We start from the raw sequence: 23,763 nt of genomic DNA on the forward strand, positions 1-23,763 counted from the left end.
CAGGAGCCATGCTCGGCAGAGGCCTTCCCGGTAAAGCCCCTGCCGAGCATGGCTCGGCACTACCAACCGCCCCTTCGCTGCGCGAAAGGGAGGGAGCAAACCCCGCCGTTACTTTGTCCTCATAAACCCGACCCGGGTTTCAGGCGATAATCCGCCCAGCGTCGGCGTGTTGCCCGCGCACTCCCCCGCTTCGGAATTGCAATGAGCGAGATTCGCAAGGTACCGGCCTCTGCCGGTGCGGAATGGCTGCTGACCGGTTTTGGCCTGCTCAAGCGCGCGCCACTGGCGCTCGGTTCGCTGGGCATCCTGTGGGGCGTTGGCACCTCGCTGGTACTGTCGCTGTCGATGCTGGTACCGGCACTGGGCACCGTGGTGCAGTTGCTGCTGCTGTTGGCCGGCCCCTTGTTCATGGGTGGCATGTTGTGGGCGATCCGCGAGGTCGACCAGGGCCGGACCGCCAGGCCGGCGCACCTGCTGCAGGGCGTACAGGAAGGCCGTGCGCCGCACCTGCTGGTGGCCCTGCTGCCGCAGCTGTTCGCCGCCCTGCTGCTGGGCACCTTGCTGCTGGTGCTGGTCGGCACCGATGGCCTGCAACAGCTGTCGGTGGTGATGGTCAAGCTCAACGAACTGAGCCAATCCGGTGCACAGCCGGACCCGGCACAGATCGAGGCACTGGTGGCCACGCTGCCGGCCGGGCGCATCCTGCTGTGGTTGCTGTTGTTGATCGCCAGCTTCGTCGCACTGACGCTTGCCCTGTTCGTGATGCCGCCGCAGGTGATGTTCGAACGCTCCGGTGGCATGCACGCGCTGCGCGAAAGCCTGCGCGCCAGCATCCACAACCTGCCGGCGATGCTGGTGTTCTTCGTGCTGGCCTTCATCGCCATCTTCGCGATCTATTTCGCGGTGATCATCGTGGCGCTGTTCATCGGCCTGATTGCCGGCCAGGGCGCCGCCATGGCCATCGCCCAGCTGCTGTTGATGGCGATCCTGATGCCGGTGTTTGCAGGTGCCGTGTATGCGGCCTGGAAGCAGATGCTGGCTCCGGCCGACGCAACCGGCCCGACCCCGCCGCCGGTAAGCAGCGGTCACGTGTTCGAAGCCTGATCCAGGCTGCCACCTTGCTTGCAGAAGGGCCGCGCAGCGATGCGCGGCCTTTTTGTTTCACACCGTGTCGCGCCTGCGCTTGGTCAGGTACATGGCCTGGTCGGCAGCGTGCAGCAGGGCGTCCACTTCGGCACCATCGGCCGGATAGGCCGCCACGCCGATACTGGCACCGATGCTCAGGGTCACCGGCTCGCCATCGCGCTGGTATCGCATGGGAGCCAACAGCGACTCGCTCACCCGCTCCATCAAACGATGGGCATCGTTGATGTCGTCGAGCTCTTCGAGCACCAGCGCGAATTCGTCGCCGCCCAACCTGGCCACCGTGTCGTTCTCGCGCAGCGCACCGCGCAGCCGTGCGGCCAGCTCGATCAGCACCGCATCACCGGCACCGTGACCCCAGGTGTCGTTGACCTCCTTGAACCGGTCCACGTCCACATAGACCAGCGCGAACATGCCGCCATGGCGTTGCGCCCGGTGGTGGGCACTCTCCAGCCGGTCCATGAACAAGGCCCGGTTGGGCAGCCCGGTCAGCATGTCGTGCATCGCCAGATGGCGCATTTCCTGCTCCATCTGCTTGCGCTGCTCGACTTCGATCTCCAGCTGGCGGTTGCGCTCGGACAACTCGCTCAGCGCATCGCGCAGCGCCACCCGGTGCCGGTACAACTCCAGGAACACCTGCACCTTGGACAGCAGGATGGTGGCCTCCAGCGGCTTGGCCATGTAGTCCACCGCGCCGAAACCATAGCCCTTGAGCCGGTGCACGTCGTCTGCGTATGTGGCGGTGACGAAGATGATCGGGGTCTGCCGGGTGGTTTCTTCCTGCGACAGGATCTCCGCCACTTCGAAGCCGTTGATGTCCGGCATGTACACGTCCAGCAGCACCAGCGCGAACTCATCGTCCAGCGTGGCCTTCAGGGCATCGTTGCCGCAGGCCGCCTCGACTACTTCGACGTCGAGCTTGGCCAGCACCCGGCGGATCACCAACAGGTTGGCGGGGTTGTCATCTACGGCCAGGATTTTGGGGCGCTGCACTGCCACCGGCTTGGTCACGAACATAGTGCTTCCAGCAAAAAGGGAATTTCGGGGAGCGGCAGGCAATGATCGGCCCCAGCCAGCTCCAGTGCGGCGGCAGGCATCATAGCCACTTGCGCCGTTTCCGGGTCCTGAACGATCAGTGTGCCACCGGAGCGTCGTATCCGCGCGCACCCTTCGGCGCCGTCGGAATTCGCCCCGGTCATCAGCACAGCCAACAGCTGTCCGCGCCAGACCTCGGCCGCAGATTCAAACAGAACATCGATCGAAGGGCGTGAAAATGCCACCCGGGGGTCGATGCTGAGGGCAAAGCGGCCGTTGCGCTCGATCAGCAGGTGGTAGCCGGACGGGGCCACATAGACCTTCCCGGGCTCGGGCAGCTGGCGTTCTTCAGCCTCCTCCACCGGCAGCCCGCTACGGCTGGCCAGCAGCTCGCAGAACACCCGCATATCCTCCGAACCGCTGTGGCAGACCACCACCATCGGCACCGGCAGCGGCCCTGACAGCCCGCCCAGCAGCTGATGAAGGGCGGCAAGCCCGCCCGCCGAGCACCCCACCACAACGACTTGTGGAGGCTGCCCGGACGCGGTTTTCACAGCAGTCCCCCGGCGTTGCGGTACAGCCGCAGTTCGGCATCCAGCGGCACGAAATCGCGCGCACTGGGGGCGAAGCGGATCGACTCGCGGTTGCCCAGGCACAGGAAACCACCACGGCTGAGGCTGCTGCGGAACAGGCCCAGCACCCTGTCCTGCAGCGTGTCGGAGAAATAGATCAGCACATTGCGGCACAGGATCAGCTGCGCCTCGGTGAACACGCCGTCGCAGACCAGGTTGTGGTTGGCGAAGGTGACCCGCTCCTTGAGCCGCTCATCCAGCTTCATGAAGTCGTAGCGAGCGTGGTAGTAATCGGACAGCGTGTGACGGCCACCGGCCGCCAGGTAATTCTCCGAGTACAGCCGCGCGTCGCGGATCGGGAAGATGCCTTCCTGCGCCTTGGCCAGTGCTTCATCGCTGAAGTCGGTGGCGTAGATCTGGCAGCGGTCGTACAGCCCGGCTTCCTTGAGCAGGATGGCCAGCGAATAGACCTCCTGCCCGTGCGCGCAACCGGCCTGCCAGATATTGATCTGCGGGTACGAGGCCAGCACCGGGAATACCTCATCGCGCAGCTTGCGGAACACCGCAGGGTTGCGAAACATCTCCGACACCGGCACCGACAGCTTGGCGATCACCTGCGGCACCATCTCGTCTTCACGCAGCACGCGCGCGGTCAGCTCACTCACCGTGGGCAGGTCCAGCCCATGCGCCAGCGCCAGCACCCGCCGCTTCAACGAAGACGGCGCGTAACCGGTGAAGTCATAGCCATGCCGCCGCGACATCGCGGTGATGAAGGCATCGACCTCGATGTCGTCGATGTCATCACGCGATGCCTGCGGTGCGATGGGGCCTACTTTTGCAGCCATACACGCATCATCGACAACAGCTTGTCCAGGTCCACCGGCTTGGTGAGGTAGTCATTGGCACCGGCATCCAGGCACTTGTCGCGATCACCATGCATCGCCTTGGCGGTGACGGCGATGATCGGCAGGTTGCTCCATTGCGGCAGCTTGCGGATCTCGCGGGTGGTTTCGTAACCATCCATGCCCGGCATCATGATGTCCATCAGCACCAGCTCGATGGACGGATTTTCCTCCAGCTGCTGCAGCGCCTTGTAGCCGTCCTGCGCCATCGACACATTCACCCCGCGCGCGCGCAGTGACTTGGACAGGGCAAACAGGTTGCGCATGTCGTCATCGACCAGCAGCACCTGGCGACCGCCCAGATTGTTGTCATCGGCCGGGGTGGCGTTGGCACCGCGCGAGCCGATGCTGTGCAGGAACAGGCTCACTTCATCGAGCAGGCGCTCGGGCGAGCGCTGGCCCTTGATCACGATGCTGTCGGTGTACTGGCGCAGCTTGAGGCTGTCTTCGCGGCTCAGGTCCTGGCCGGAGTAGATCACCACCGGCGGCACAGCCACCAGGGTCGCGGCTTTCTCCAGGAACTCGATGCCGGAGATGCCACCCAGATTGAGATCCAGCACGATGCAGTCGTAGCTGTGGGTGGCAATGCGTTCCAGTGCTTCTTCGCCCGAGGCGACCTGGTCGATCTCGACGTTGTCCGCCTGCAGCAGGCGGGTCAGCGCCAGCCGCGAATCCGGATCGTCGTCGACCAGCAACAGCTTGCGCACGATCTTGCCGGCCACATCCAGCAGATGGTCGAAGGCGGCAACCAGCGCCTTGCGATCCACCGGCTTGGTCAGGTAGCCGACCGCACCCAGGGCGACACCGCGAGCGGCTTCATCGACGGCGGAAATGAAGTGCACCGGGATGGCAGCGGTGACCGGGTCGTGCTTGAGATGCTGCAGCACCGACCAACCATCCATGCCCGGCAACATCACATCCAACAGGATGCCAGTGGGTCGATAGCGACGCGCCAGTTCCAGGCCACTCTCGCCATCGGCGGCGGCAAGTGCGCGGTGGCCCTTGCGGCGGATCAGATCGACCAGGATACGGGCGAAGGCCGGATCGTCTTCCACCGTCAGGATCACGGTTTCACCCGCCGCAATGGCGTGGCGGTCATCGGGAATCCAGTCAATCAGCTGCGCGGTAGCCGCGCGCGCCGGGCCCGGCGTGGGCGCAGGCCGCTGCTCGATGCTGGCCTGCGTCGCCGCCACTGCGCTGCTGAGGCCGGCCGACAACAGCGGCAGCACCAGGCTGAAGCTGCTGCCCTTGCCCTGTTCGCTGTCCACCACCAGCTGCCCGCCCAGCAACTGCGCCAGGCGCCGCGCGATCGCCAGCCCCAAACCGCTGCCACCGTAATGGCGGCTGGTGCTGGAATCGACCTGCTCGAAGGCTTCGAAGATCGAGTCCAGGCGTTCTTCGGGAATACCGATGCCGGTATCACGCACCGTCAGCGCCACGTGCTGGTCGTCGGCAGCGGCGCCAATGCGGGTCAGCATGGCGCTGTCGGCCATCGCCATGTGCAGGGTCACCGAGCCTTCGCGGGTGAACTTGAAGGCGTTGCCGAGCAGGTTGTTGAGCACCTGCTGCAACTTCGAACGATCGGTGACCAAGGCGTCGGGCATCGACGGGGCCACATCGATGGCGAACTCCAGGCGGTTCTCCATCGCCATATGGCGGAAGTGGCGCGTCACCTCGCGGGTGATGGCGTCGATCTTCACTTCCTCGCGGTGCACGTCCATCTTGCCGGCCTCGATCTTGGACAGATCGAGGATGTCGTTGATCAGCCGCAGCAGGTTGGAGCCGGAGTCGTGGATGACCGCGGCAGCCTCCACCTCCTCCACGTCCAGATGCCCGCTCTCGTTCTCGGCCAGCTCCTTGGACAGGATCAGCAGGCTGTTGAGTGGCGTGCGCAGCTCATGCGACATATTGGCCAGGAAGTCGGTCTTGTACTGGCTGGCGCGCGCCAGCTCCTGCGCCTTGAACTCTGTCTCGCGCTGCAATACCTGCAGCACGTCCTTCTGCTCGTTGAGCACTTCGGTCTTCTGCCGCAGCTCTTCGTTGGAGGCCTGCAGTTCCTCGGCCTGCACGCGCAGTTCTTCTTCGGAAGCGGACAGGCGCTGGGCCTGTTCTTCCAGCTCGACGGTCTTGCCCTGCAGTTCTTCGTTGGTGGCGCGCAGTTCTTCTTCCTGCGCCTGCAAGGCCAGCTGCGAGACCTGCAGCTCCTCGGCCTGGGCGCGGGTGTGGTCCAGCAGCAGCTGGGTCTCGTCGGCGCGGCAGATATTGTCCAGGCCCAGCGCCACGGTCGGCAGCACCGAATCGATGAAGGCTTCCTGGGTGGCGTTGAAGTGGCCGAAGGTGCCGAACTCGAACACGCCCAGCAGGCGGTCCTTCAACAGCAGCGGTACCGCCACCAGATGACGCGGCTGCGCCTCGCCCAGCGCCGAGTGCACGCCGAAGAAGTCATCTGGCACCTGCTGCACGCTGATGCGTTTGCGCTCCAGCGCCGCCTGCCCGATCAGTCCGTCGCCCAGCCCGTATTGCAGGCCCAGGTGCTTGCGCCGCTGGAAGCCGTAGCTGCCCTGCAGGTGCAGCTGTTTTTCTTCCTCATTCCATGCAAAGAACACGCCGATAGGCGCGTCGATGCGCGGCGCGATCTGCGACACCAATGCCTGCGCGTAGTCGGCCGGAGTCTGTGCGGTCTGCAGCTCGGCACCCACTTCGCCGACACTGAGCTTGACCCAGTTGGCATCACGCGACGCCAGCGAGTTGCGCCGGAACACCTCCAGCGCGCGTGCGATCTCGCCGATCTCATCGCCGCGGTGCAGGCCGGCGATCTCGACGTCCAGGTCGCCATTGGACAGGCGCGTCATCTTGTCGGTCAAGCGGTTGATCGGGTTCACCACCAGTCGCGAGATCACCCACAGCGCAAGCAGGATGATGATGAAGCCCAGCACCAGCAGTACCAGCGAGATCGTGCGCGCGCGGGCGATCCAGCTGCTCATCTGGCCGCGGTCACTGAGCAGTTGGGTCATCTCCGCGTCGTAGATCCCATCCAGCGCGTCTGCCAGTGCATTGCCCTGCCCGCCATTGCTGAGCGCATCCAGCTGTTGCGCCTGGCTGAGCGGTTCCGCGCCGGCGGCTGGCCTCAGCACCGCCATCAGCTCGTTGTCCCAGTTGCGGGCCTGAGCCTGCATGCGGCGCAGCTGCTCGGCCACGGGGTCAGTACCGGCAGCGGTCACCGCGGCGGTCAATGCAGCATCACGGCGCTCGCGCTGCTTGGCCATCACATCCATATGCCGCTCGCCGTCGCCGAGCAGGTAATTGCGGACCGCGATCTGCTGCAGGCGCACGGCCTGGATCGCATCCTCGACCTGGCGGATCACCTCGATCTGCACGCCTTCATGGCGGCGCGCGTCGTCATCCCGCCCCGAGGTGCGGTAACTGACCACGCTGGTGGCCAGGAAACACAGGAAAACCAAGCCAAATGCCGCCAGCATCTTGCTCAGCAACGGCACATTGTTGATCCAGCTACTCTTCTTTTGCGTCATGCAGGTGTCCCCCGGGGTGCCACCACGCCTGCCAATCCGCGCGGCCTCTTTTCAGTGAAAAATAGCGCAGATTGCTGACAACCGCCTGCTGCGGTTGAATCAGGACTTCGCGGTCTTGCCCTGGTCGCGTGGCTGCAGCCAACGGGCCGCATGTATGCCCAATTCGTAAAGGAAACACATGGGTATCGCCAGCATCAGCTGCGACACCACATCCGGCGGGGTCAGCACCGCTGCCAGCACAAAGATACCGACAATCGCGTAACCACGGCCTTCACGCAGCTGCTGCGGGCTCACCCAGCCCAGCAGGACCAGGATCACCATCGCCACCGGCAGTTCGAAGCTGGCACCGAAGGCAAAGAAGATGGCCAGCACGAAATCCAGATACGCGCTGGCATCAGGCGTGATGGCGATCACATCCGGGCGGAAAGTGGTCAGGAAATGGAATACCGCCGGCAGCACCAGGAAATACGCGAACGCGCAGCCGATATAGAACAGCGCGACCGCCGAACCCAGCAAGGGCATCGCCAGCCGCTTTTCGCGTGCATACAGGGCTGGTGCCACGAAGGCCCAGGCCTGGTACAGCAGCCACGGCACCGCCACGAACAGGGCGGCAAAGAACGTCAGCTTCAGCGGCGCGAAGAAGGCTCCGGCCGGATTGGTGGCAATCATCGATTGCCCGGCCGGCAGCTGCGAGATCAGCGGCGTGGCCAGATGGGTGTAGAGGGTGCGCGAGAACGGCATCAGCGCCAGCAGCACCACGCCCAGGCCCAGCAGCGCGCGCACCACCCGCGAGCGCAGCTCGATCAGGTGCTCGATAAGACTGCTTTCGTTGAGATCGGCCGCACTCATTGCGTCCGCTCCGGGTTTGCAGGGGTCTGCTCGGCGCTTGCCGGCACATCACCCAAAGGGATGCTGCGGTTGATCTCGGGGTCGATCGCGGCATCACTGACTGGCGCGGCGGCCACGTCCTGCGGGGCCGGTTCCGCCGTTGCGGGCGACTGCTCATCGGCGGTGGCAGCCGAGCGTGGCGCGATGGTGCGCGGCTCGATCACCCGCTCGGCAGCCGATTCGGGCAGCTCCACTTCGCGCTTGAAGGCATCGGCCTCGTTGCGCACCTGCCCGGCCTGGTCGCGCAGCCCTGCCTCGGCCTGCTGCATCGATTGGCGTACATCCTGCAGGTTGCGCTTCAGCTCCTCGGCGTGCAGCTCGCGCTCCAGCTCCTGCTTGACCGAATCCCACTGGTTGCGCGCACGGCGCACCCACAGCCCGGCAAAACGCGCTGCCTTGGGCAGACGTTCCGGGCCGAGGACCACCAAGGCCACCACTGCGATCAGCAGCAGTTCGCTGAAGCCGATATCAAACACGTCGTACGCTCAGGATCAGCGCGCGTCGCGGTCGTGCTCGGCCTGCTTTTCGCCGCTCTTGTCGGCATCGCGCGATTCGTCGCCCAGCTGTGCAGCCGGCTTGTCCTCGTCACGCATGCCCTTCTTGAACTCTTTGACCGCACTGCCCAGATCCTTGGCGCCACTCGTCAAGCGCTTGGTGCCAAACACCAGCAGGACGATGACCAGCACGACCAACCAGTGCCAGATGCTGAAACTGCCCATGATCTGCTCGCGTTATTCTGTGTGGAAGTTGTCGAGCATAGCGCACAAGGTCTTAATTGATCGCTATGCCAAAGGTCAGTTGCCGCCGTCCAGGCTTTCGGTGCGGATCTCGCCTTCGGAGACCGGCTGGAAGCCCTGCTGCGGTGCCGGTTCAGCAGTGGAATGCTGCAACGGTGCAGTGGTCGCGGTGTCGCTGCCAACGGTGTCGGCCACGGGCGCCTGCACGCTGACCGCGTTGCTGCGCGGTGCACTTGCCACCACCGGGGCGACGCTGCCCTGGGTGCCACGCTTTTCCCGCGCGGCATAGGTGGACTCTTCCAGGCGGTCACGGAAGGACACGACATCCGACGACGGCGCGTTGTTCAGGCGACCCTCCAGAATCATGCGCGGCGTGGTGTTCTGGCCGTAGGCATCCAGGTTGGCGGCATCGTCGATCTGCAGCACCGCGCCATCCAGCGCCACGCCTGCAAACAGGCCACGGGCACGCGACCACGACCAGATCTCGGCCTTGAGCTGACCATCGGTGGCAGCTGCGGCATTGCGACCAACCGGGCCAGCGGCGACGCCAGCGTCAGCACCGAGGGTGAACTTGCCGTTGACGATGTTGTCCAGGCTGCGGTCGTTGCGGAACACCAGGATCACGTCCGACGACTGCACGCCGGCCTGGAAGCCGATGCTGCCGCCGGTAAGCTTGATGAATACGGGATTGGACCAGCTGCCATCGGCCATTTTCACCGACATCAGGCCATGGCCACGACGCCCACCCAGCACCAGACCGGCCTTGATGGTGTCCGGCAGGACGATGATGGCGCGGCCTTCATCCAGCAGTTTGTCGGGGATGGCCTGCTCCGGGATGTCCTGGATCTCACTGAGCACCCGCACCGCATTGCGGGCACGTTGATCTTCCTGCGGACCAGCGACGGCAGTGGTGGACAACAGGCTCGCGGACAACAGCAGAACAAGGCACGGCAGGCGGCGCATGGGTAACTCCGTAGGTCGGTGCATAGAAAGATAGCGCAAGTGCCTGAAATTAGTAGCGCGGCTCTGAATAGCTGGTGAGCGGGCGAGAGGCATCAGCATCTGTGCCCCCTCCCTTTCGCATCGCGAAGGGGAGGGTTGGGAGGGGTGATGTCCGCGGCAGACCCGCAGCGCTCCCTTCTCCGCCCATACCTGCGAAAATGTCTGGATGTCCAACGCCCCCACTACCGCGTTGCTCGCGGTCAATCTAGGCACGCCCGAGACACCCACCGCGCCTGCGGTGCGGCGTTATCTGGCGGAATTCCTCAGCGACCCCCGTGTGGTCTCGATCCCGGCTTTGCTGTGGAAACCGCTGCTGCATGGGCTGATCCTGCCGCTGCGCAGTGGCCGCTCGGCGCAGAAGTACGCCCAGGTCTGGCTGCCCGAAGGCTCGCCGCTGGCGGTCTACACCCATCGCCTGGCCAAGGCCATGCAACAGCAGCTGCCACAGTGGCGGGTGCGCGAAGCCATGCGCTATGGCGAACCGGCCATGTTGCCGGCACTGGATGCTTTGGCTGCCGAGGGTATCCAGCGCATCGTGGTGCTGCCGCTGTATCCGCAGTACTCGACCACCACCACCGCCTCCATCGAGGACCGCGTGCAGCAATGGCAGGCACGCAACCCGAAGGTGACGGTACAGACCATCCGCGACTACGCCGATGACCCGGCCTGGGTTGCCGCGGTCGCCGCCTCCATTGCCGGTTATTGGGCCGAGCATGGCCGCGGCGGCAAGCTGGTGTTTTCCTTCCATGGCATCCCGCAGCGCCTGGCCGATGCCGGCGATCCCTACCCGCAGCGTTGCCAAGCCAGCGCCAAGGCCATTGCCGCAGCGCTGGGCCTGAGCAGCGATGCGTGGGAACTGGCCTACCAATCGCGATTCGGCCGGGAGCGCTGGCTGCAGCCCTATGCCGAGCCGCGGCTATGGGAACTGGCCGAAAGCGGCATCAAGACCCTGGACGTGGTCTGCCCGGGCTTTGCCACCGACTGCCTTGAAACCCTGGAAGAGGTGCAGATGGGCTTCACCGAAACCCTGGCCGAGCGTGGCGCGCGCATGCGCTACATTCCCTGCCTCAACGACAGCAGCGCCCATGCCGCTGCGTTGGCCGCGCTGGCGGCGGCGCAGCCGGCATGAACGCGACGCCTTTTGAACTGCAGCTCGATGGCATCCGCGTGGCCGGCCTGCGCGCGGGTAACCCGGATGGCCTGAAGGTCCTCGCCCTGCATGGCTGGCTCGACAACGCGGCCAGCTTCCTGCCGCTGGCCGAGCAGTTGCCGACGCTGGATCTGGTGATGGTCGACCTGCCCGGCCATGGCTATAGCGATCACCTGCCGCTGACCACGCCGTACACCACACCGCACGCCATCGTGCAGACCCTGGCCATTGCCGATGCGCTGGGCTGGGACCGCTTTGTATTGCTCGGCCACTCGATGGGTGCGGCGATTGCCAGCCTGGTCGCCGCCGTGGCCGGTGAACGGGTGCAGGCACTGGTATCGATCGAAGCCTTGGGCGGCCTCACCGCACCGGCCGGCGAGACCGTGCAGCGCCTGCGCACCTACGTGGAAGCGATGCTGAAGCTGGACGCCAAGCAGTTGCGGGTATTCCCCGACCTGAGCGCGCCGGTTCGCGCGCGGATGATGGTCAACCAGCTCAGCGAGGCCTCCGCGCGTCTGCTGATCGAACGCGGGGTCAAGCCGGTCGACGGTGGCTGGAGTTGGCGCAGCGACCCGCGGTTGATGCTGCCTACCGCGGTCCGCATGACCGAAGAACAGGTCTGCGATGTGGTCAGCGCCATCCTCTGCCCGGTGCAGGTGATCTACGCCACCCCGGCCCAGCCCTACTTCCCGGAACCGGAACGCAGCCAGCGCGCGGCGCTGCTGCCGGATGGCCGCCTGCATACCCTGCCCGGCCATCACCATGTGCACATGGATGACCCCGAGGCAGTCGCGGCGATCATCCGCAACTTCATCGCGGCGCTGCCCGACGCCGGCTGAATATAGAAGCCGGTGCCAACAGCATCGGCTTCAGTAGTAAGCGCGGCAGCCGATAACCCCGGCATTGCCGTAATCGAGAAGATGTCCCGCAGCCCCGCAACGGGTGCTGCGCGCCCCACCATCGCATGCTCCCCCGCCCTGCCCTCCGGCCCGGTGTCATCACCGGCCTGATCCTGCTCGCCTGTTGGCTGGGCTGGACCACCCGCAGCGTCGCCGCGCTTGCTCACCGCCCCGGCGATGACGAAGCGGCGGTGGCAGCGCTGGTGGATGGACTGCGCGCGCAAGGGCAACTGCCTGCGATCGCTGCACCCGTGGCAATCCGACTGACCGCGCCCGCTTGCGACTGCGTACAAGACGAGCAGGCCTGGCAACAGCTCAGCACTGCGCTGCAGGCACAAGGCGCACACACCATCGCCCTGGGTGCCACCGGCGCCTACGAACTGCTGGTGCTGGCCGCCGATGGCCACCCGCTCTATGCCGGCCCACTGCAGCCTTCCGCGCTGGCGTGTGGCCGCGGCAACTCGACCCTCGCCAGCTGGTTGCCGGCGCTGCTGGCCGAACGCAACCCGCCCTTGTTCCTTCCTCCCCGCTGTTCCTGTTGACCAGGAGTTCCCGATGTCCACTCGCCCCCACGCCACGACGCCACCTCCCGACGCCTACTACACGCAGCTGGCCTGCGCGGCGGACCGCATGTTCCTGCACTTCGGCCTGATCCTCGGCCTGGCGTCGTTGGCGCTGGCGCTGTGGTCAGGGCAATGGCTGCCATTCTTCGCGATCAGCCTGCCTTCGCTGGCGCTGATGGCAGTGCAGATCAAACTGGCACCGGGCAGCCTGCTCAGCCGGGTGACGGTGGCATTGGTGCTGATGGCGCTGGTCGCCGCCACCATCCAGCAGGCCAATGGCCTGGTGGAAATGCACTTCGGCGTGTTCGTCGTGATCGCGCTGCTGCTGTACTACCGCGACTGGATCCCGGTGGTAGTGGCTGCCGCTGCAATCAGCGTGCATCACCTGGCCTTCTACTGGCTGCAGACGCGCGGCCTGCCGGTGCGCGCCTTTGCAGCGGGCAGTGGTCTCAATATCGTCCTGCTGCATGCACTGTACGTGGTGGTTGAGACCGCCTTCATCAGCGCGATGGCGGTGCAACTGCGGCGCCAGGTACTGACCCTGGGCGCGGCACCTGCACGGCTGCGTGCGATGGTGGATGCGATCGCCAGCGGTGAACCCGACGACGCCATTGGCAACGAACGCAGCTTCGCCGCAGGCACCCTCGCCGATGGCGTACTGCGCATGCGCACCCAGCTGGAGCAGAAGCACCAGCTGGAGGCCGCGCTGCACCATGAGAACACCCAGATCCGCGCCTCGCTCGACGCCTCGCGTACCGGCATGATGATCGCCGACAACGAGCACATCATCCGCTACGTGAACCGCTCGGTCGTGGCCTTGCTACGCAACCAGCAGGACAGCCTGCGCGAGGCCTTCCCCGACTTCAACGTCGATACCCTGGTCGGCAGCAGCATTCACCGCTTCCACGCCAACCCGGCGCGCATCCGCGGCATGCTCGATCAGCTGAAGAAGGTACACAACGGCCAGATCACCATTGGCCCGGTGCATTTCAGCCAGGTGGTGACGCCGGTATTCAACGCCGACGGCAGCCGCAGCGGCTTCGCGGTGGAGTGGCACGACCGCACCCAGGAACTGGCGCTTGAGAACAGCGTCGCCGGCATCGTCGCCGCCGCCTCGGCCGGTGCTCTCGACCAGCGCCTGCAGGCGGTGAACGAAGCCGGCTTCATCCAGACCCTTACCACCGGCATCAACCAGCTGCTGGAGGTGGTCGCCACCACCACCGGCGAACTGCGCACGATGTTGTCGGCGCTGGCTGCTGGCGACCTGGATCATCGCGTGCAGGGCGACTATGCCGGCGATTTCGAAGCGATGAAGATCGACGCCAACCTTACTGCCGAACGCCTGACCGGCATTGTTGGCCAGATCAAGCAGTGCTCGCTGGCGATCAACACCGCCGCGCACGAACTGGCGGCAGGCAATGACGATCTTTCGCGGCGTACCGAGCAGCAGGCCGCCAACCTGGAGGAAACCGCCGCCTCGATGGAAGAACTGACCGCCACGGTACGCGAGAACGCGGCCTCGGCCCGTCAGGCCAACCAGCTGGCAATGGGTGCTGCCGATGTCGCTGCACGCGGTGGCGATGTGGTTGGGCAGGTGGTGTCGACGATGCATGCGATCGAGCTGTCGTCCAAGCGCATTGCCGAGATCATCGGGGTGATCGATGGCATCGCCTTCCAGACAAACATCCTGGCGCTGAACGCCGCGGTGGAAGCCGCACGTGCCGGTGAGCAGGGCCGTGGCTTCGCAGTGGTGGCATCGGAAGTGCGCAGCCTGGCGCAGCGCTCGGCCACCGCCGCACGCGAGATCAAGGAACTGATCGGCGACTCGATGGTCAAGGTGGATGATGGCGCTGCGCTGGTCGCACAGGCTGGCAGCACCATGAGTGAGATTGTCGGCTCGGTGCAGCAGGTCAGCGACATCGTCGCGCGGATTGCCGCGGCTTCGCAGGAGCAATCGGCGGGCATCGAGCAAGTCAACCACACTGTCGTGCAGATGGATGAAACCACCCAGCAGAATGCAGCCTTGGTAGAAGAAGCCAGCGCGGCGGCGCGCTCGATGGAAGAGCAGGCCAGTGCGTTGGCGGAGGCGGTTTCGGTGTTCCGCTATTCGACCGGTGGTGAAGCCGAGGTGATGCGCAGGGCGGGTTAAAGTGCTGGTGCTGGTGCTGGTGCTGGTGCTGCTGTTGTTGTTGCTGTTGTTGCTGTTGTTGCTGCTGTTGTTGCTGCAGTAGGAGCAGAAACAGGATCAGACGCAGAAACTAAAGCTAGAGCAAAGGCACCCCTCCCTTGCCCTCCCCTTGCCTGCGGCAAAGGGAGGGGATGGATCATGCACTTGGCGGCTATCTAGACACCTGCAGCACCCGCTCTTCCCCCTCCCTTTGCCCCAGGCAAGGGGAGGGTTGGGGAGGGGTGCTTTTGGCTTTTGGCTTTTGGCTTTTGGCTTTTGGCTTTTGGCTTTTGGCTTTTGGCTGTTGGCTGTTGGCTGTTGGCTGTTGGCTGTTGCTTTAGCCCTTCTCCCGCTTGCGGGAGAAGGGTTGGGATGAGGGGGGCTTTTGATCTTGCCGGCAAGGCCCTGCCGAGCATGGCTCGGCACTACAGTGGCCTTTACCGCTTGCGGGGTATGAGGGGCAGCTTACGAACCACAGGTTCGCTGCCCATCGAACGCCCTTGCGCCAGCGCAAGGGCCGGGGCGCGGAGCGAGGGTTGGGATGAGGGGGGCTTTTGATCTTGTCGGCAAGGCCCTGCCGAGCATGGCTCGGCACTACAGCGGCCTGCTTTGGCTTTACGCTCGAGGAGCGAGGGGAATGCTTTTGACGTTGCTTCGGCTTCGGCTTCAGCCCTGCGCCCGCAGCAACTGATGCAAGGTGCTCTTCAACCTGCGGCCCTCTTCACGTAGATAATCGCGCTCATCGCGCCACGCAGGAAAACGCGCTTCCACTTCCGCCCAGAACGCCGGTGAGTGGTTGGCCTGCAACAAGTGACACAACTCGTGCACCAGCACGTACTCGAACGCCGACGGCCGCGCCAATACCAAGGCCAGGTCCAAGGCCATCGAACCATCCGGCGCCAGTGATCCCCACTGCGAGGACATCACCTTTGGCCGCAGCCGTGACGGTGCACGTGCCAGACCGGGCAGATAGCGCGGCAGCCATTGGCCGACATCGGCGCGCACCTGCACTTCATAGAACTCTCGCAGCGCGCGCCGCAACGCCGGTTCCCCAGCGCGTGCCGGCAACTGGATCGTCACCCCACCCGCATCAACCTCGATGCGGGTGAACCGACCTTCCTGCCATTGCACCGGCAACAACTCGCCGCGCAGGGGCAGCACGCCGGGCTCACGCAGACGCAGTGCTGGCGCGAGCAAGCCATCGCCTCCCAGCCGCGCCAACTGCTGCTGCAACCATTGCCGGTTGGCCTGCAGGAAGCGCTCGCCGGAAACCAGACTCGCACGCAGCGGCATGGTCAGCCGCGCACCACGTTCGTCCACACTGAGCTTGAGCCGGCGTGCACGCGGATCACGCACGCGCAGCACTTCGATCTCGGCATCGTCCAGGCGCAGGCGCACCGTGTCGCGCTGGATCACCGGCGCGGCGGGGGTCATCAGACGGCGAAGCAGGCTAACCATGGTCCCAGCATAGTCCCTACCCGGTTACGAAACCGGGTAGGTCAGCAACGGGTTCAGCTATCAGCCTTGCTCAGCTTGAATGCCTGCTCCAGCAGCAGGAACAGTCGACGGATTTCACCGCTCTGCAGAGCGAAGCGGGCATCCAGTTCGGCGCGACGGCCTTCCTCGTCGATGTGCTCGAGCTGGTCCAGCGCGCCATCGAGGAATTTCAGCTTGCGCACGATCAGGTCGTCGCCGAGCACGAAGGACAGGTTGTCCTCGAAGATCAGCGCCAGCTTGGTGACCTGCTTGCCGGCATCCAGGTGCTTGTCGATCTCGTCGCAGCGCAGTTCCTGATGCTGGCACTTGACCACCGCGCCACCCTCGGCCGGGTCCTTCATCTCGCATTCTTCGCCCAGGCTCAGGCCTTCGGGCAGCGGCTCGCCGGCGATCCACGCGGTCAGGATCGCGCGCGGTGCGACTTCGGCGTTCAGCGGCATCGCCGGGAAGCTGCCGAGCATGCCGCGGATGTCGCTCATCACGTTCTCGCCGGTCTTGCGGCTGGAACTGTCGACGGCGACATAACCGTGCTGCAGGTCGAGGAAGGCATCGGTACGCGAGCTCTTGACGAAGGCGCGCGGCAGCAGCTCGTGCAGCAGGTCATCCTTCAGGCGCTTGCGCTCACGGCCACCGGGTTTGCGACCTTCCTTCTCTTCGATCTCCTCCAGCTTGCGCTGCAGCAGGTCGTTGACCACCACGCTGGGCAGGATCTTGTCTTCACCGCCGACGGTCAGCCACAGCGCATCACCGATGCGATGCGAGAACTGGATCTTTTCTTCACGGCCGAACGGCGAGATGAAGCCGCGCGAGGTCATTTCCAGCGCGCCGACCGGCTTGAGCACCACCTGCGGCAGCAGCGTATCGACGTCGGAGAAATCAATGGAGGTTGGGAAACGGAACAGCGTGAGGTTCTTGAAAAACATGGATGTCCTATTTCGTATTCATGGTTCAGGGGCATGCTTCTCCTCGTTGGAGAAACTGCTCCGAAGAGCTTGCCGCCGTGGAGGCCGGCAGATGAGCGGGGCACTACCTGGCTTCAGACCACCGTAGCACTGTCCCCCCTCATCCCAACCCTTCTCCCGGCGGGAGAAGGGCTGCTTGATCCTGCTGCTTGTCGCTGCCATCCAGCCACGCCTGCGCATCAGACTGCGGTGCGTCTTCACGGCGACCCAGCGCCATGAAGTCGAACAGCTTGGGGTCGGCCAGCTGCGAGGGACGGATGTCGCCCAGCGCGCGTGAGATCTGCTCGATGCGGCCAGGCGTGTCCTTTTCCCACTGCTTCATCATCAGGCCAACCTGCTTGCGTTGTAGGTTTTCCTGACTGCCGCACAGGTTGCACGGAATGATCGGGAACTGGCGGGTATCGGCGTATTCGATGATGTCCGCTTCGCGCACGTAAGCCAGCGGGCGGATCACCACATGCTTGCCGTCGTCGCTGCGCAGCTTGGGCGGCATGCCGGAAATCTTGGAATGGTGGAACAGGTTCATGAAGAACGTGGCCACCATGTCATCGCGGTGGTGGCCCAGCGCGATCTTGGTGAAGCCATTGGCTTCGGCGTAGGTGTACAGCGAGCCACGGCGCATGCGCGAGCACAGCGAACACATGGTCTTGCCTTCCGGGATGACCCGGCTCACTACCGAATAGGTGTCCTGTTCGATGATGTGGTACGGCACGCCGATCGAGGCCAGGTATTCAGGCAGCACATGCTCGGGGAAGCCGGGCTGCTTCTGGTCCAGGTTCACCGCCACCAGCTCGAACGGCACCGGCGCCTTCTTCTGCAGCTGTAGCAGGATGTCCAGCAAGGTATAGCTGTCCTTGCCGCCGGACAGGCAGACCATCACCTTGTCGCCGGCCTCGATCATGCCGAAATCAGCAATGGCCTGGCCTACCTGGTGACGCAGGCGTTTGCCGAGTTTCTGGTGTTCACGTTCGGCCACGTGCGGATCACGGGCCCGCGGGGCGGGATCGGGCAGGGAAATGACAGCGCTCATGCCCCCATTCTACCGGGTCGGCAGCGTCCCTCACGCGGCCAGCGGCAACGTGTATGCTCAATCCCCGTGGAGACCATGACCCCCGAGCAGATCAGCCAACGCATCGCCGTCCTGCGGGCCGAACACCGCAGTCTGGACGAAGACATCTCGCGCCTGGCCGCCAACCCGGACGATGACCTGGAGTCCAAGCGGCTGAAGAAGCGCAAGCTGCAGCTGCGCGACTGCATCACCAAGCTGGAAAGCATGCTGATCCCGAACGAGCCAGCCTGAATGCGGTTCAACAATCACCGGCTGGCAATCACCGTGTAGTGCCGAGCCATGCTCGGCAGGAGCTTTCCAAGGCAATCCACCCGCACACTGCGGTTGCAGGAGCGGCGGCAGCCGCGAAGCCGCCAGCGTTGAAACCGACGGTATGCCAGCAACCCGAGCGCAGTGGCTTCCCGCTTTGTGGTGCTCCTGCGGGAGACCGTTGCCGGAAAGAGATCGGCATCGCCATGGCCCGGCATGCCGGCAGCTACGACAGCTCAACTTGTTGTCGGCTTCGCGGATCAGCGGCAGACCGTGGCCAGCGCGCTGACCAGGCGCACCAAGCCAACCTGCCCCCGCTCTCCCGTTTTGTCATAAATGGTCTTGAGCCGACCCAGGGCCGTACCTGGGGTTATTCCACACTCAAGGGCGGCTGCGCCAACATCGGCATGTCGGTGCATTGCGGACGCCAGCCGCGATTCGGCCTCCGTCAGCCCAAACAGCTGTCGCAATACAGACTCCAGCGACTCTGGTGCCGGTCTCACCTCGCGCACGAAAACCAGTAACGCCCCCTGCTCCTGCGGTGACCATTTCACAAGCCGATGCGCGGTCAGAACCAGGCACGGGCGCTGTGCGGCATCGTGCAATACCAGCTTCTCCACATCCCCGCCGAGCAACTGGCTGTCGCCGCGCAACGCGCGTTGCAACAGCCCCTGCAGCCCCGCCTGGGCGCGCCCTGCCACGCCCAACTGCCCCCCCTCGCGGCGTAGCAATCCGTACTCCAGCAAACGTTCGGCAGCCGCATTGCTACGGCAGATACGCAGATCCCCGCCCAACATCAACATTGCCACCGGCGAACACTCCAGTGCCTGCTCCAGTGTGGTCACCTGCTGCTGCAGGTCGCCGATCCGCCGCAACATGGCATAAGCGTTGATCCAGTGCGGGGTCAGCGCCTGCAGCAAGCCGAGCTCCTGCTTGCCATAGGTCCGCTTCAGGTCACCGTGGCACATGGACAAGGTCACTGAGTTGGTGCCGTCATACAGACCTACCGATGCCACCTGCTGGACGATATCCAACTGCCGGTAATAGGCGTCATAGAAACCGCTGTTCAACGCCACGCTGCGGGCCAGGAATGCATCCGTGTTCAACACCCGGCCGATGGCCAATTGCGGACTGACCCGCTTCATCCACGGGTCGTCACGCAGGTCCAGGTCGGCCAGTAGTCCAGCCATATACGCATTGTCCACGCCATGTATGTGGCTGAGCTGGCCCTTGCCGGCGGCGACATCGTGAATGATCACCCCGGTGATGTGGCTGCAGGTGGCTTCGGCCATGCGTTGGTTGAATACTTCCAGCTGCGTCGGATCCAGCACCGAAGCGTAGAGCGGTCGCAGCAATTCACCCAGCAGTTCCCCATCAGCCATGTGCCCCTCCCATGGTGAGGACGAACCAATGCAGCTGCTTGGGCAGGCAGCCGGAATACGAGCGCCTCATCCACCCTCCCCCAACGCCACCAACTGAATCATCCGATCCAAGGCCTTCCCCCTGTTGTCAAGCCCCGGTTGGGAGTGTTTTGGGTTTTGTGGCTACGGTCAACTGCCGGTGACAGCGCGTGGTGCTGGTTTGGTCGATCAGGCGACAGATCGGCAGGCCCAACGTCTGCAGGGGGCAGCATGAAGAAAGCGAATTCCGGCCGCACGCATGCGGTTGGCCATGAGCATGCATTTCGATGGTCAGGCGCCGTGGAACCACAGCCGGACGCGCAGCGCGTTCAACGGCCACAACGACTCGTGCGTGGCGCGGACAAATCCTCCGAGCAGCTCGCCCCTCGTCCCGTGGAGTCCCCGGTACCGATGTATCAGAAGAAGACGGTGCTGCTGTGCCGCAGCACCACCGTATCGCGGAAACAGGGAATGCCACAGCTGACAGCAAGCGGCACGGAAAGGACATCAAGGACGTGAACATGAAACCGCTACTGCTTCTCCCGGCACTGGTTCTGATCACCGGCTGCGCCAGCCTCCAGAACATCAATGCCCCCTGGCGCAAACCCATCCAACCGCTGACGTATCAAGAGATCTATGAGTTCGCGACTGAGCCAAAAGCCGATGTAGTGCCGGGCGAGAACGATAAGGGGGTCGCAGAGGATCAACCGAAACCGACGCTGCGCAGGAAGGCCTATGACGAACTCCCGCAGTACATCAAGGACATGGCTGGCGTATTCAAGAGGGATTCAAAACTGTCGCAAGCCAACTCGGCCAGCCGGCAAGAAGCGGCCACATTTCTTGAAAGCGGAATGATCGTGACGAACATGCTGTGCTCGGCGTACATGCTTCAGGTAACGCAGAAGCAACAGCAACGCCGCTATGGACGCGATCTGGCAAGCAACACCAACACCGCCCTCAGCACCGTCCTCAACCTGACCAAGAGCAGCAACCTTGCCACCGGCATCACAAGCGCTCTCTTTGGCGGGCTGGACGTCAACTACCAGAACTGGGATGCACATTACGTCGCATCCGTCGACCTGCCGCTGGCTGAGACCCTGGTCCGCTATGCAATGGAAAGGCAGGCCCAGGAAAACGTTGCCAGGTCAAAGGCAACTGACTTCACCTACAGGCAGGCCGTGAGCAGGCTTCAGCAGTACGCCAGTACCTGCAGCTTCAATGGCATCAAGACCCTCATCAACCAGTCCGTATCGGCGGGGAAAAACAACCTCGTGGTGGATGAAACAGGCGCTGCCAACGCCGACAGCAATTCGGCATCCGGGCTCATCAAGGCAATGGAGCTTCAAGCAAGCGCTATCAACGCATTCCGGCAATGTGACCTGCAGGCCGCAGCGGCTGCCTTCGCGATGGCAAAGGACTCGCATCCCGTGTACGGAAGCAACCAGCAACTCATCGACGCACTCCGCGCATCGGAGCCAGATCGCGCCAAGGTCAAGTCGGTCGTCAAAACAATGGGGATCGATCCGCCGCTCCAGTGCTTTCCATAGCCGTCGAAGAATCGCACTCAACTACAACTCGAAATCACCTGTCTCCCCTTGACTCCATCCCTCTGGAAGGTCACATGAAAAACGCCCCCCGACACTGCCTCCTTGCTGCTGCCGTCGGTCTTCTGCTTGGCGGTGATGCCCTCGCCCAAACCAAGCAAACCGTCGAAGGTGCCCACCAGTTCCTGAACAGCGTGCCGAACAGATCAACCAGGTATGTGCCCGAACGCGTGGCGACGTTCGATGGAATCCCGGCCATGTACAACCTGTGGGTTAGGAAAACCGACAACATCGACCAGAGCGGGAACGTGAACCCGTGCGTCACCCGCATAACAGAAATGGAATACGAGAACGCGGGTGTGTACGCGGGAGGAGTTCGCTGGACCGCATCCACCGACGGAGTTGCCATACTCCGCCCGCTGAGCGAATTTCCACTCCCACGCTACATCAACTGGGGGAAAGTGAGCATCACCAGGCTGGCGAACTCGATGTCGGATGGCTCCGGCAAGCGTGAGCTCATCCTTGCCACCAGCGGAGCCACCGATGGTTACGGCTTGAATGTTGCGGACCCGTTGATGGCCGATCGCGTCGAGTACGCGATGCGCTTTCTGCAGGCCAGCTGTGACGAAGCCGCGAGCACTGGATTCTGACCATGAAGCCGACGATGCTTGCGGTGGCGTTCATTTTTCTCACCGTACCAACTGCGTTGCCAGCACAGCAGCCCCCCCGCCAGTTGAGCGAAGAAGACCTGGCAAAGGTGCGCCGCGGGGTGGAACGGAACAAGGAGATCAGTGCACAGGGCGAGCAGCAAGCTGCAGCCAAGCGCCGGGAGGACGAACTGCGCCGACAGGAAGAAGCACTGGCAAGCGATGATGGTTACGAAGACGACGGCGGGGACGACGCCCCAGCGCAGAGCGGCGCCGCCAACATATTCGACGCGTTCATCGGCACGTTGGGTAGCGAAATGGCCAAGAAGCAGCAGGAGGATCTGCAGCGGCAACGCTTCCTGGACACTGTCCGTCGAGAAGCCGAGGCCGTGGACCGCCAGCGCCAACGCGATCTGGAACGCGAGCGCCTTGCGCAAGAACGCACCCGTTTGGAACGACAGGCCGAACAGCAACGCCAGCAGGCCATCGCGCAGCAACAGCGCCAGTCCGTGGCGAACGTTGGCAATGCGCGTGCCATCGGTGGCACGGGCGGGATTGGCAACTCCAGCGCCATCAGCAGCCAGCAGCAGGCCGCGAAAGCGCGCGAAGACACCATGCGCGCCAACGTTGCGGCCGAACGCAAACGTCTGGCCGAAGAACGCGAACGCGCGGCGGCGACTGAACGAGAGCGGGTGATGCGCCCCTTCGTTGAGGCATCAAGCCGGCAGCAGGTGCAGACGATGTCATCCGCAGGGGGGGCCGCGGTTTCGACCACGCCAAAGACAAGTATTGCTCCGCCAGACTACGGCCCCGCCAAAGCATGGTGCCAAGCCAGCAACGCCGGAACATTCCAGTGCATGGGCCCGTTGCAGAACCTGCTGTCGTGGTATCCCTCTCTGGAAACCGCGCTGAGCCAGGCAGGCTGCCCTGGTGGCGAAGGCTACAACCCCACGCCGGGCCACGGCGGAAGCAGCTTCAACTGTGGCCGGCAGCTGAAACCCAACGACTATCGGATGCCGACCTATGACCCCTACCGTGGCGGCGGCAAGCCGGTGCTGGTCAAGGCAGGACCGTAACCTGCGGCCCTGGCAGTTGACCGTGTTCATCCTGTTTGCGTTCTACGCAGGCCCCTGTTCCGCGCAGGTAGTCGTGCTGGCGCATCCGGACAGCGGCAATTTCGTCGTGGTCCAGAATCGTCCCGCTGCCGGCTAGGAAGCCACGCGACAGGCAAACACCAAAGGCCACAATGGCGGTTGGACCTTGCTCTTGAGCAGCACGCTACCGGGTCATGGTGCGATGTTCTGCTTCCGCCCAAAGGGCAAACAGATGCGTTGTTTCATTGCCGAGGGCAAGGCAACTGCGACCGACGCAATCATTGATGCGCGGGCGCAAGCCAGTGCTGCAGCACGCGGCACTGGCGCTTTCACCGCCATCTGCGGCATCTGGAACAATCGCAATACCTACGCGTTGTCACCACAGGCGATAACACGAACCATCGACATTACTCCCAGGGCAGACCGGGGTGATGATCACCCCAGGAAGGAAAGCGAGCACGGCCTGATTGAAACCATCAAGCATCAGATTCGCGAGCAGCTGAAATGCGTACCGGAGCAACAGCCATGCCCACCGCCACCGAAGCCAACAGCCATTGGCGTACGCGGCTAACCGGCGATGCTCGACTGTAGTGCCGAGCCATGCTCGGCAGGCGGCCTTGCAAGCAAGATCAGGGTTGCAGGCGCGGCGTAAGCCGCGAAGCCGGCAGCGTTGAAGTTGCCGACATGCGCGCTACCTGATTGAGCAGTGGCTT

General features: G+C 64.0%; 22 protein-coding genes. 10 read left to right on the forward strand and 12 right to left on the reverse strand.

Going from position 1 to position 23,763, the window contains the following annotated elements:
* Positions 1-201 precede the first annotated feature (201 nt).
* Entirely contained in the window at positions 202-1,104 is a 903-nt protein-coding gene (locus QMX78_RS11015; RefSeq protein ID WP_343229775.1) for a BPSS1780 family membrane protein, read from the forward strand.
* Between the two features lie 57 nt (positions 1,105-1,161).
* Here the strand turns inward: QMX78_RS11015 and QMX78_RS11020 are convergent, their stop codons facing one another.
* The 8 genes from QMX78_RS11020 to QMX78_RS11055 form a co-directional block, all read right to left on the reverse strand.
* Positions 1,162-2,160, reverse strand: a complete 999-nt coding sequence (locus QMX78_RS11020) for a diguanylate cyclase (protein ID WP_282269401.1) — start codon at positions 2,158-2,160, stop codon at positions 1,162-1,164.
* On the reverse strand, positions 2,151-2,732 hold the full coding sequence (locus QMX78_RS11025) for a chemotaxis protein CheB (RefSeq protein ID WP_282269403.1): 582 nt from the start codon (positions 2,730-2,732) through the stop codon (positions 2,151-2,153). The genes QMX78_RS11020 and QMX78_RS11025 overlap by 10 nt, the downstream gene beginning before the upstream one ends.
* Positions 2,729-3,595, reverse strand: a complete 867-nt coding sequence (locus QMX78_RS11030; protein WP_282269405.1) for a CheR family methyltransferase — start codon at positions 3,593-3,595, stop codon at positions 2,729-2,731. Before QMX78_RS11030 ends, QMX78_RS11025 begins: the two co-directional genes overlap by 4 nt.
* Entirely contained in the window at positions 3,580-7,182 is a 3,603-nt protein-coding gene (locus QMX78_RS11035) for a response regulator (RefSeq protein ID WP_282269407.1), read from the reverse strand. The genes QMX78_RS11030 and QMX78_RS11035 overlap by 16 nt, the downstream gene beginning before the upstream one ends.
* 99 nt (positions 7,183-7,281) lie before the next feature.
* Positions 7,282-8,031 (reverse strand): twin-arginine translocase subunit TatC, encoded by a 750-nt coding sequence (gene tatC / locus QMX78_RS11040; protein ID WP_282269409.1) that lies wholly within the window; start codon positions 8,029-8,031, stop codon positions 7,282-7,284.
* Positions 8,028-8,546, reverse strand: a complete 519-nt coding sequence (tatB, locus tag QMX78_RS11045; protein ID WP_282269411.1) for a Sec-independent protein translocase protein TatB — start codon at positions 8,544-8,546, stop codon at positions 8,028-8,030. The genes tatC and tatB overlap by 4 nt, the downstream gene beginning before the upstream one ends.
* Positions 8,547-8,561: 15 nt before the next feature.
* The gene (gene tatA, locus QMX78_RS11050; RefSeq protein WP_282269413.1) at positions 8,562-8,789 is read right to left on the reverse strand and encodes a Sec-independent protein translocase subunit TatA; all 228 of its coding nucleotides are present in this window, start codon (positions 8,787-8,789) and stop codon (positions 8,562-8,564) included.
* A gap of 75 nt (positions 8,790-8,864) precedes the next feature.
* A complete protein-coding gene (locus tag QMX78_RS11055; protein ID WP_282269415.1) occupies positions 8,865-9,770 on the reverse strand; it encodes a lipid-binding SYLF domain-containing protein in 906 nt (301 codons plus the stop codon).
* A 205-nt stretch (positions 9,771-9,975) separates the two neighbouring features.
* On the opposite strand from QMX78_RS11055, the gene hemH reads away from it, so the two are divergent.
* The 4 genes from hemH (at position 9,976) to QMX78_RS11075 (ending at position 14,570) form a co-directional block, all read left to right on the forward strand.
* On the forward strand, positions 9,976-10,938 hold the full coding sequence (gene hemH / locus QMX78_RS11060) for a ferrochelatase (protein WP_282269416.1): 963 nt from the start codon (positions 9,976-9,978) through the stop codon (positions 10,936-10,938).
* The gene (locus QMX78_RS11065) at positions 10,935-11,798 is read left to right on the forward strand and encodes an alpha/beta hydrolase (protein ID WP_282269417.1); all 864 of its coding nucleotides are present in this window, start codon (positions 10,935-10,937) and stop codon (positions 11,796-11,798) included. Before hemH ends, QMX78_RS11065 begins: the two co-directional genes overlap by 4 nt.
* Positions 11,799-11,923: 125 nt before the next feature.
* Positions 11,924-12,400 carry a hypothetical protein gene (locus tag QMX78_RS11070; protein WP_282269419.1) on the forward strand — a complete coding sequence of 159 codons (477 nt, stop codon included), beginning with the start codon at positions 11,924-11,926 and terminating at the stop codon, positions 12,398-12,400.
* A gap of 13 nt (positions 12,401-12,413) precedes the next feature.
* On the forward strand, positions 12,414-14,570 hold the full coding sequence (locus QMX78_RS11075; protein ID WP_282269421.1) for a methyl-accepting chemotaxis protein: 2,157 nt from the start codon (positions 12,414-12,416) through the stop codon (positions 14,568-14,570).
* A 684-nt stretch (positions 14,571-15,254) separates the two neighbouring features.
* On the opposite strand, the gene QMX78_RS11080 is transcribed toward QMX78_RS11075, so the two are convergent.
* The 3 genes from QMX78_RS11080 to ttcA form a co-directional block, all read right to left on the reverse strand.
* The gene (locus tag QMX78_RS11080) at positions 15,255-16,046 is read right to left on the reverse strand and encodes a SprT family zinc-dependent metalloprotease (RefSeq protein ID WP_282269423.1); all 792 of its coding nucleotides are present in this window, start codon (positions 16,044-16,046) and stop codon (positions 15,255-15,257) included.
* A 53-nt stretch (positions 16,047-16,099) separates the two neighbouring features.
* On the reverse strand, positions 16,100-17,008 hold the full coding sequence (locus QMX78_RS11085; RefSeq protein ID WP_282269426.1) for a recombination-associated protein RdgC: 909 nt from the start codon (positions 17,006-17,008) through the stop codon (positions 16,100-16,102).
* A 139-nt stretch (positions 17,009-17,147) separates the two neighbouring features.
* Positions 17,148-18,077 (reverse strand): tRNA 2-thiocytidine(32) synthetase TtcA, encoded by a 930-nt coding sequence (gene ttcA / locus QMX78_RS11090; RefSeq protein WP_282269428.1) that lies wholly within the window; start codon positions 18,075-18,077, stop codon positions 17,148-17,150.
* Positions 18,078-18,143: 66 nt separating this feature from the next.
* Between ttcA and QMX78_RS11095 the strand changes: the two genes are divergently transcribed.
* Positions 18,144-18,347, forward strand: coding sequence for a YdcH family protein (locus QMX78_RS11095; protein WP_282269431.1), 204 nt, complete (start codon positions 18,144-18,146; stop codon positions 18,345-18,347).
* A gap of 278 nt (positions 18,348-18,625) precedes the next feature.
* Here QMX78_RS11095 and QMX78_RS11100 read toward each other — a convergent pair whose 3' ends face one another.
* Complete coding sequence (locus QMX78_RS11100; RefSeq protein ID WP_282269432.1) at positions 18,626-19,747, reverse strand: hypothetical protein; 1,122 nt, start codon at positions 19,745-19,747, stop codon at positions 18,626-18,628.
* 539 nt (positions 19,748-20,286) lie between these two features.
* Between QMX78_RS11100 and QMX78_RS11105 the strand changes: the two genes are divergently transcribed.
* From QMX78_RS11105 to QMX78_RS11120, 4 genes are all read left to right on the forward strand, one after another.
* Positions 20,287-21,312, forward strand: a complete 1,026-nt coding sequence (locus QMX78_RS11105) for a hypothetical protein (RefSeq protein WP_282269434.1) — start codon at positions 20,287-20,289, stop codon at positions 21,310-21,312.
* 74 nt (positions 21,313-21,386) lie between these two features.
* On the forward strand, positions 21,387-21,959 hold the full coding sequence (locus tag QMX78_RS11110; protein ID WP_282269436.1) for a hypothetical protein: 573 nt from the start codon (positions 21,387-21,389) through the stop codon (positions 21,957-21,959).
* A gap of 2 nt (positions 21,960-21,961) precedes the next feature.
* Positions 21,962-23,032: a hypothetical protein gene (locus QMX78_RS11115; RefSeq protein ID WP_282269438.1), complete on the forward strand. Its 1,071-nt coding sequence runs from the start codon at positions 21,962-21,964 to the stop codon at positions 23,030-23,032.
* A gap of 190 nt (positions 23,033-23,222) precedes the next feature.
* The gene (locus QMX78_RS11120) at positions 23,223-23,621 is read left to right on the forward strand and encodes a hypothetical protein (RefSeq protein ID WP_282269441.1); all 399 of its coding nucleotides are present in this window, start codon (positions 23,223-23,225) and stop codon (positions 23,619-23,621) included.
* Positions 23,622-23,763: the final 142 nt, after the last annotated feature.

The organism is Stenotrophomonas sp. PS02298, assembly GCF_029959445.1.
Classification (GTDB): domain Bacteria; phylum Pseudomonadota; class Gammaproteobacteria; order Xanthomonadales; family Xanthomonadaceae; genus Stenotrophomonas.

Bases quoted from the DNA above. Each gene is read 5' to 3' on its own strand.
- QMX78_RS11015 (WP_343229775.1), top strand. From the start codon at position 202: ATGAGCGAGATTCGCAAGGTACCGGCCTCTGCCGGTGCGGAATGGCTG.
- QMX78_RS11020 (WP_282269401.1), bottom strand. From the start codon at position 2,160: ATGTTCGTGACCAAGCCGGTGGCAGTGCAGCGCCCCAAAATCCTGGCC.
- QMX78_RS11030 (WP_282269405.1), bottom strand. From the start codon at position 3,595: ATGGCTGCAAAAGTAGGCCCCATCGCACCGCAGGCATCGCGTGATGAC.
- QMX78_RS11035 (WP_282269407.1), bottom strand. From the start codon at position 7,182: ATGACGCAAAAGAAGAGTAGCTGGATCAACAATGTGCCGTTGCTGAGC.
- tatC (WP_282269409.1), bottom strand. From the start codon at position 8,031: ATGAGTGCGGCCGATCTCAACGAAAGCAGTCTTATCGAGCACCTGATC.
- tatA (WP_282269413.1), bottom strand. From the start codon at position 8,789: ATGGGCAGTTTCAGCATCTGGCACTGGTTGGTCGTGCTGGTCATCGTC.
- QMX78_RS11055 (WP_282269415.1), bottom strand. From the start codon at position 9,770: ATGCGCCGCCTGCCGTGCCTTGTTCTGCTGTTGTCCGCGAGCCTGTTG.
- hemH (WP_282269416.1), top strand. From the start codon at position 9,976: ATGTCCAACGCCCCCACTACCGCGTTGCTCGCGGTCAATCTAGGCACG.
- QMX78_RS11065 (WP_282269417.1), top strand. From the start codon at position 10,935: ATGAACGCGACGCCTTTTGAACTGCAGCTCGATGGCATCCGCGTGGCC.
- QMX78_RS11070 (WP_282269419.1), top strand. From the start codon at position 11,924: ATGCTCCCCCGCCCTGCCCTCCGGCCCGGTGTCATCACCGGCCTGATC.
- QMX78_RS11075 (WP_282269421.1), top strand. From the start codon at position 12,414: ATGTCCACTCGCCCCCACGCCACGACGCCACCTCCCGACGCCTACTAC.
- QMX78_RS11080 (WP_282269423.1), bottom strand. From the start codon at position 16,046: ATGGTTAGCCTGCTTCGCCGTCTGATGACCCCCGCCGCGCCGGTGATC.
- QMX78_RS11085 (WP_282269426.1), bottom strand. From the start codon at position 17,008: ATGTTTTTCAAGAACCTCACGCTGTTCCGTTTCCCAACCTCCATTGAT.
- ttcA (WP_282269428.1), bottom strand. From the start codon at position 18,077: ATGAGCGCTGTCATTTCCCTGCCCGATCCCGCCCCGCGGGCCCGTGAT.
- QMX78_RS11100 (WP_282269432.1), bottom strand. From the start codon at position 19,747: ATGGCTGATGGGGAACTGCTGGGTGAATTGCTGCGACCGCTCTACGCT.
- QMX78_RS11105 (WP_282269434.1), top strand. From the start codon at position 20,287: ATGAAACCGCTACTGCTTCTCCCGGCACTGGTTCTGATCACCGGCTGC.
- QMX78_RS11110 (WP_282269436.1), top strand. From the start codon at position 21,387: ATGAAAAACGCCCCCCGACACTGCCTCCTTGCTGCTGCCGTCGGTCTT.
- QMX78_RS11115 (WP_282269438.1), top strand. From the start codon at position 21,962: ATGAAGCCGACGATGCTTGCGGTGGCGTTCATTTTTCTCACCGTACCA.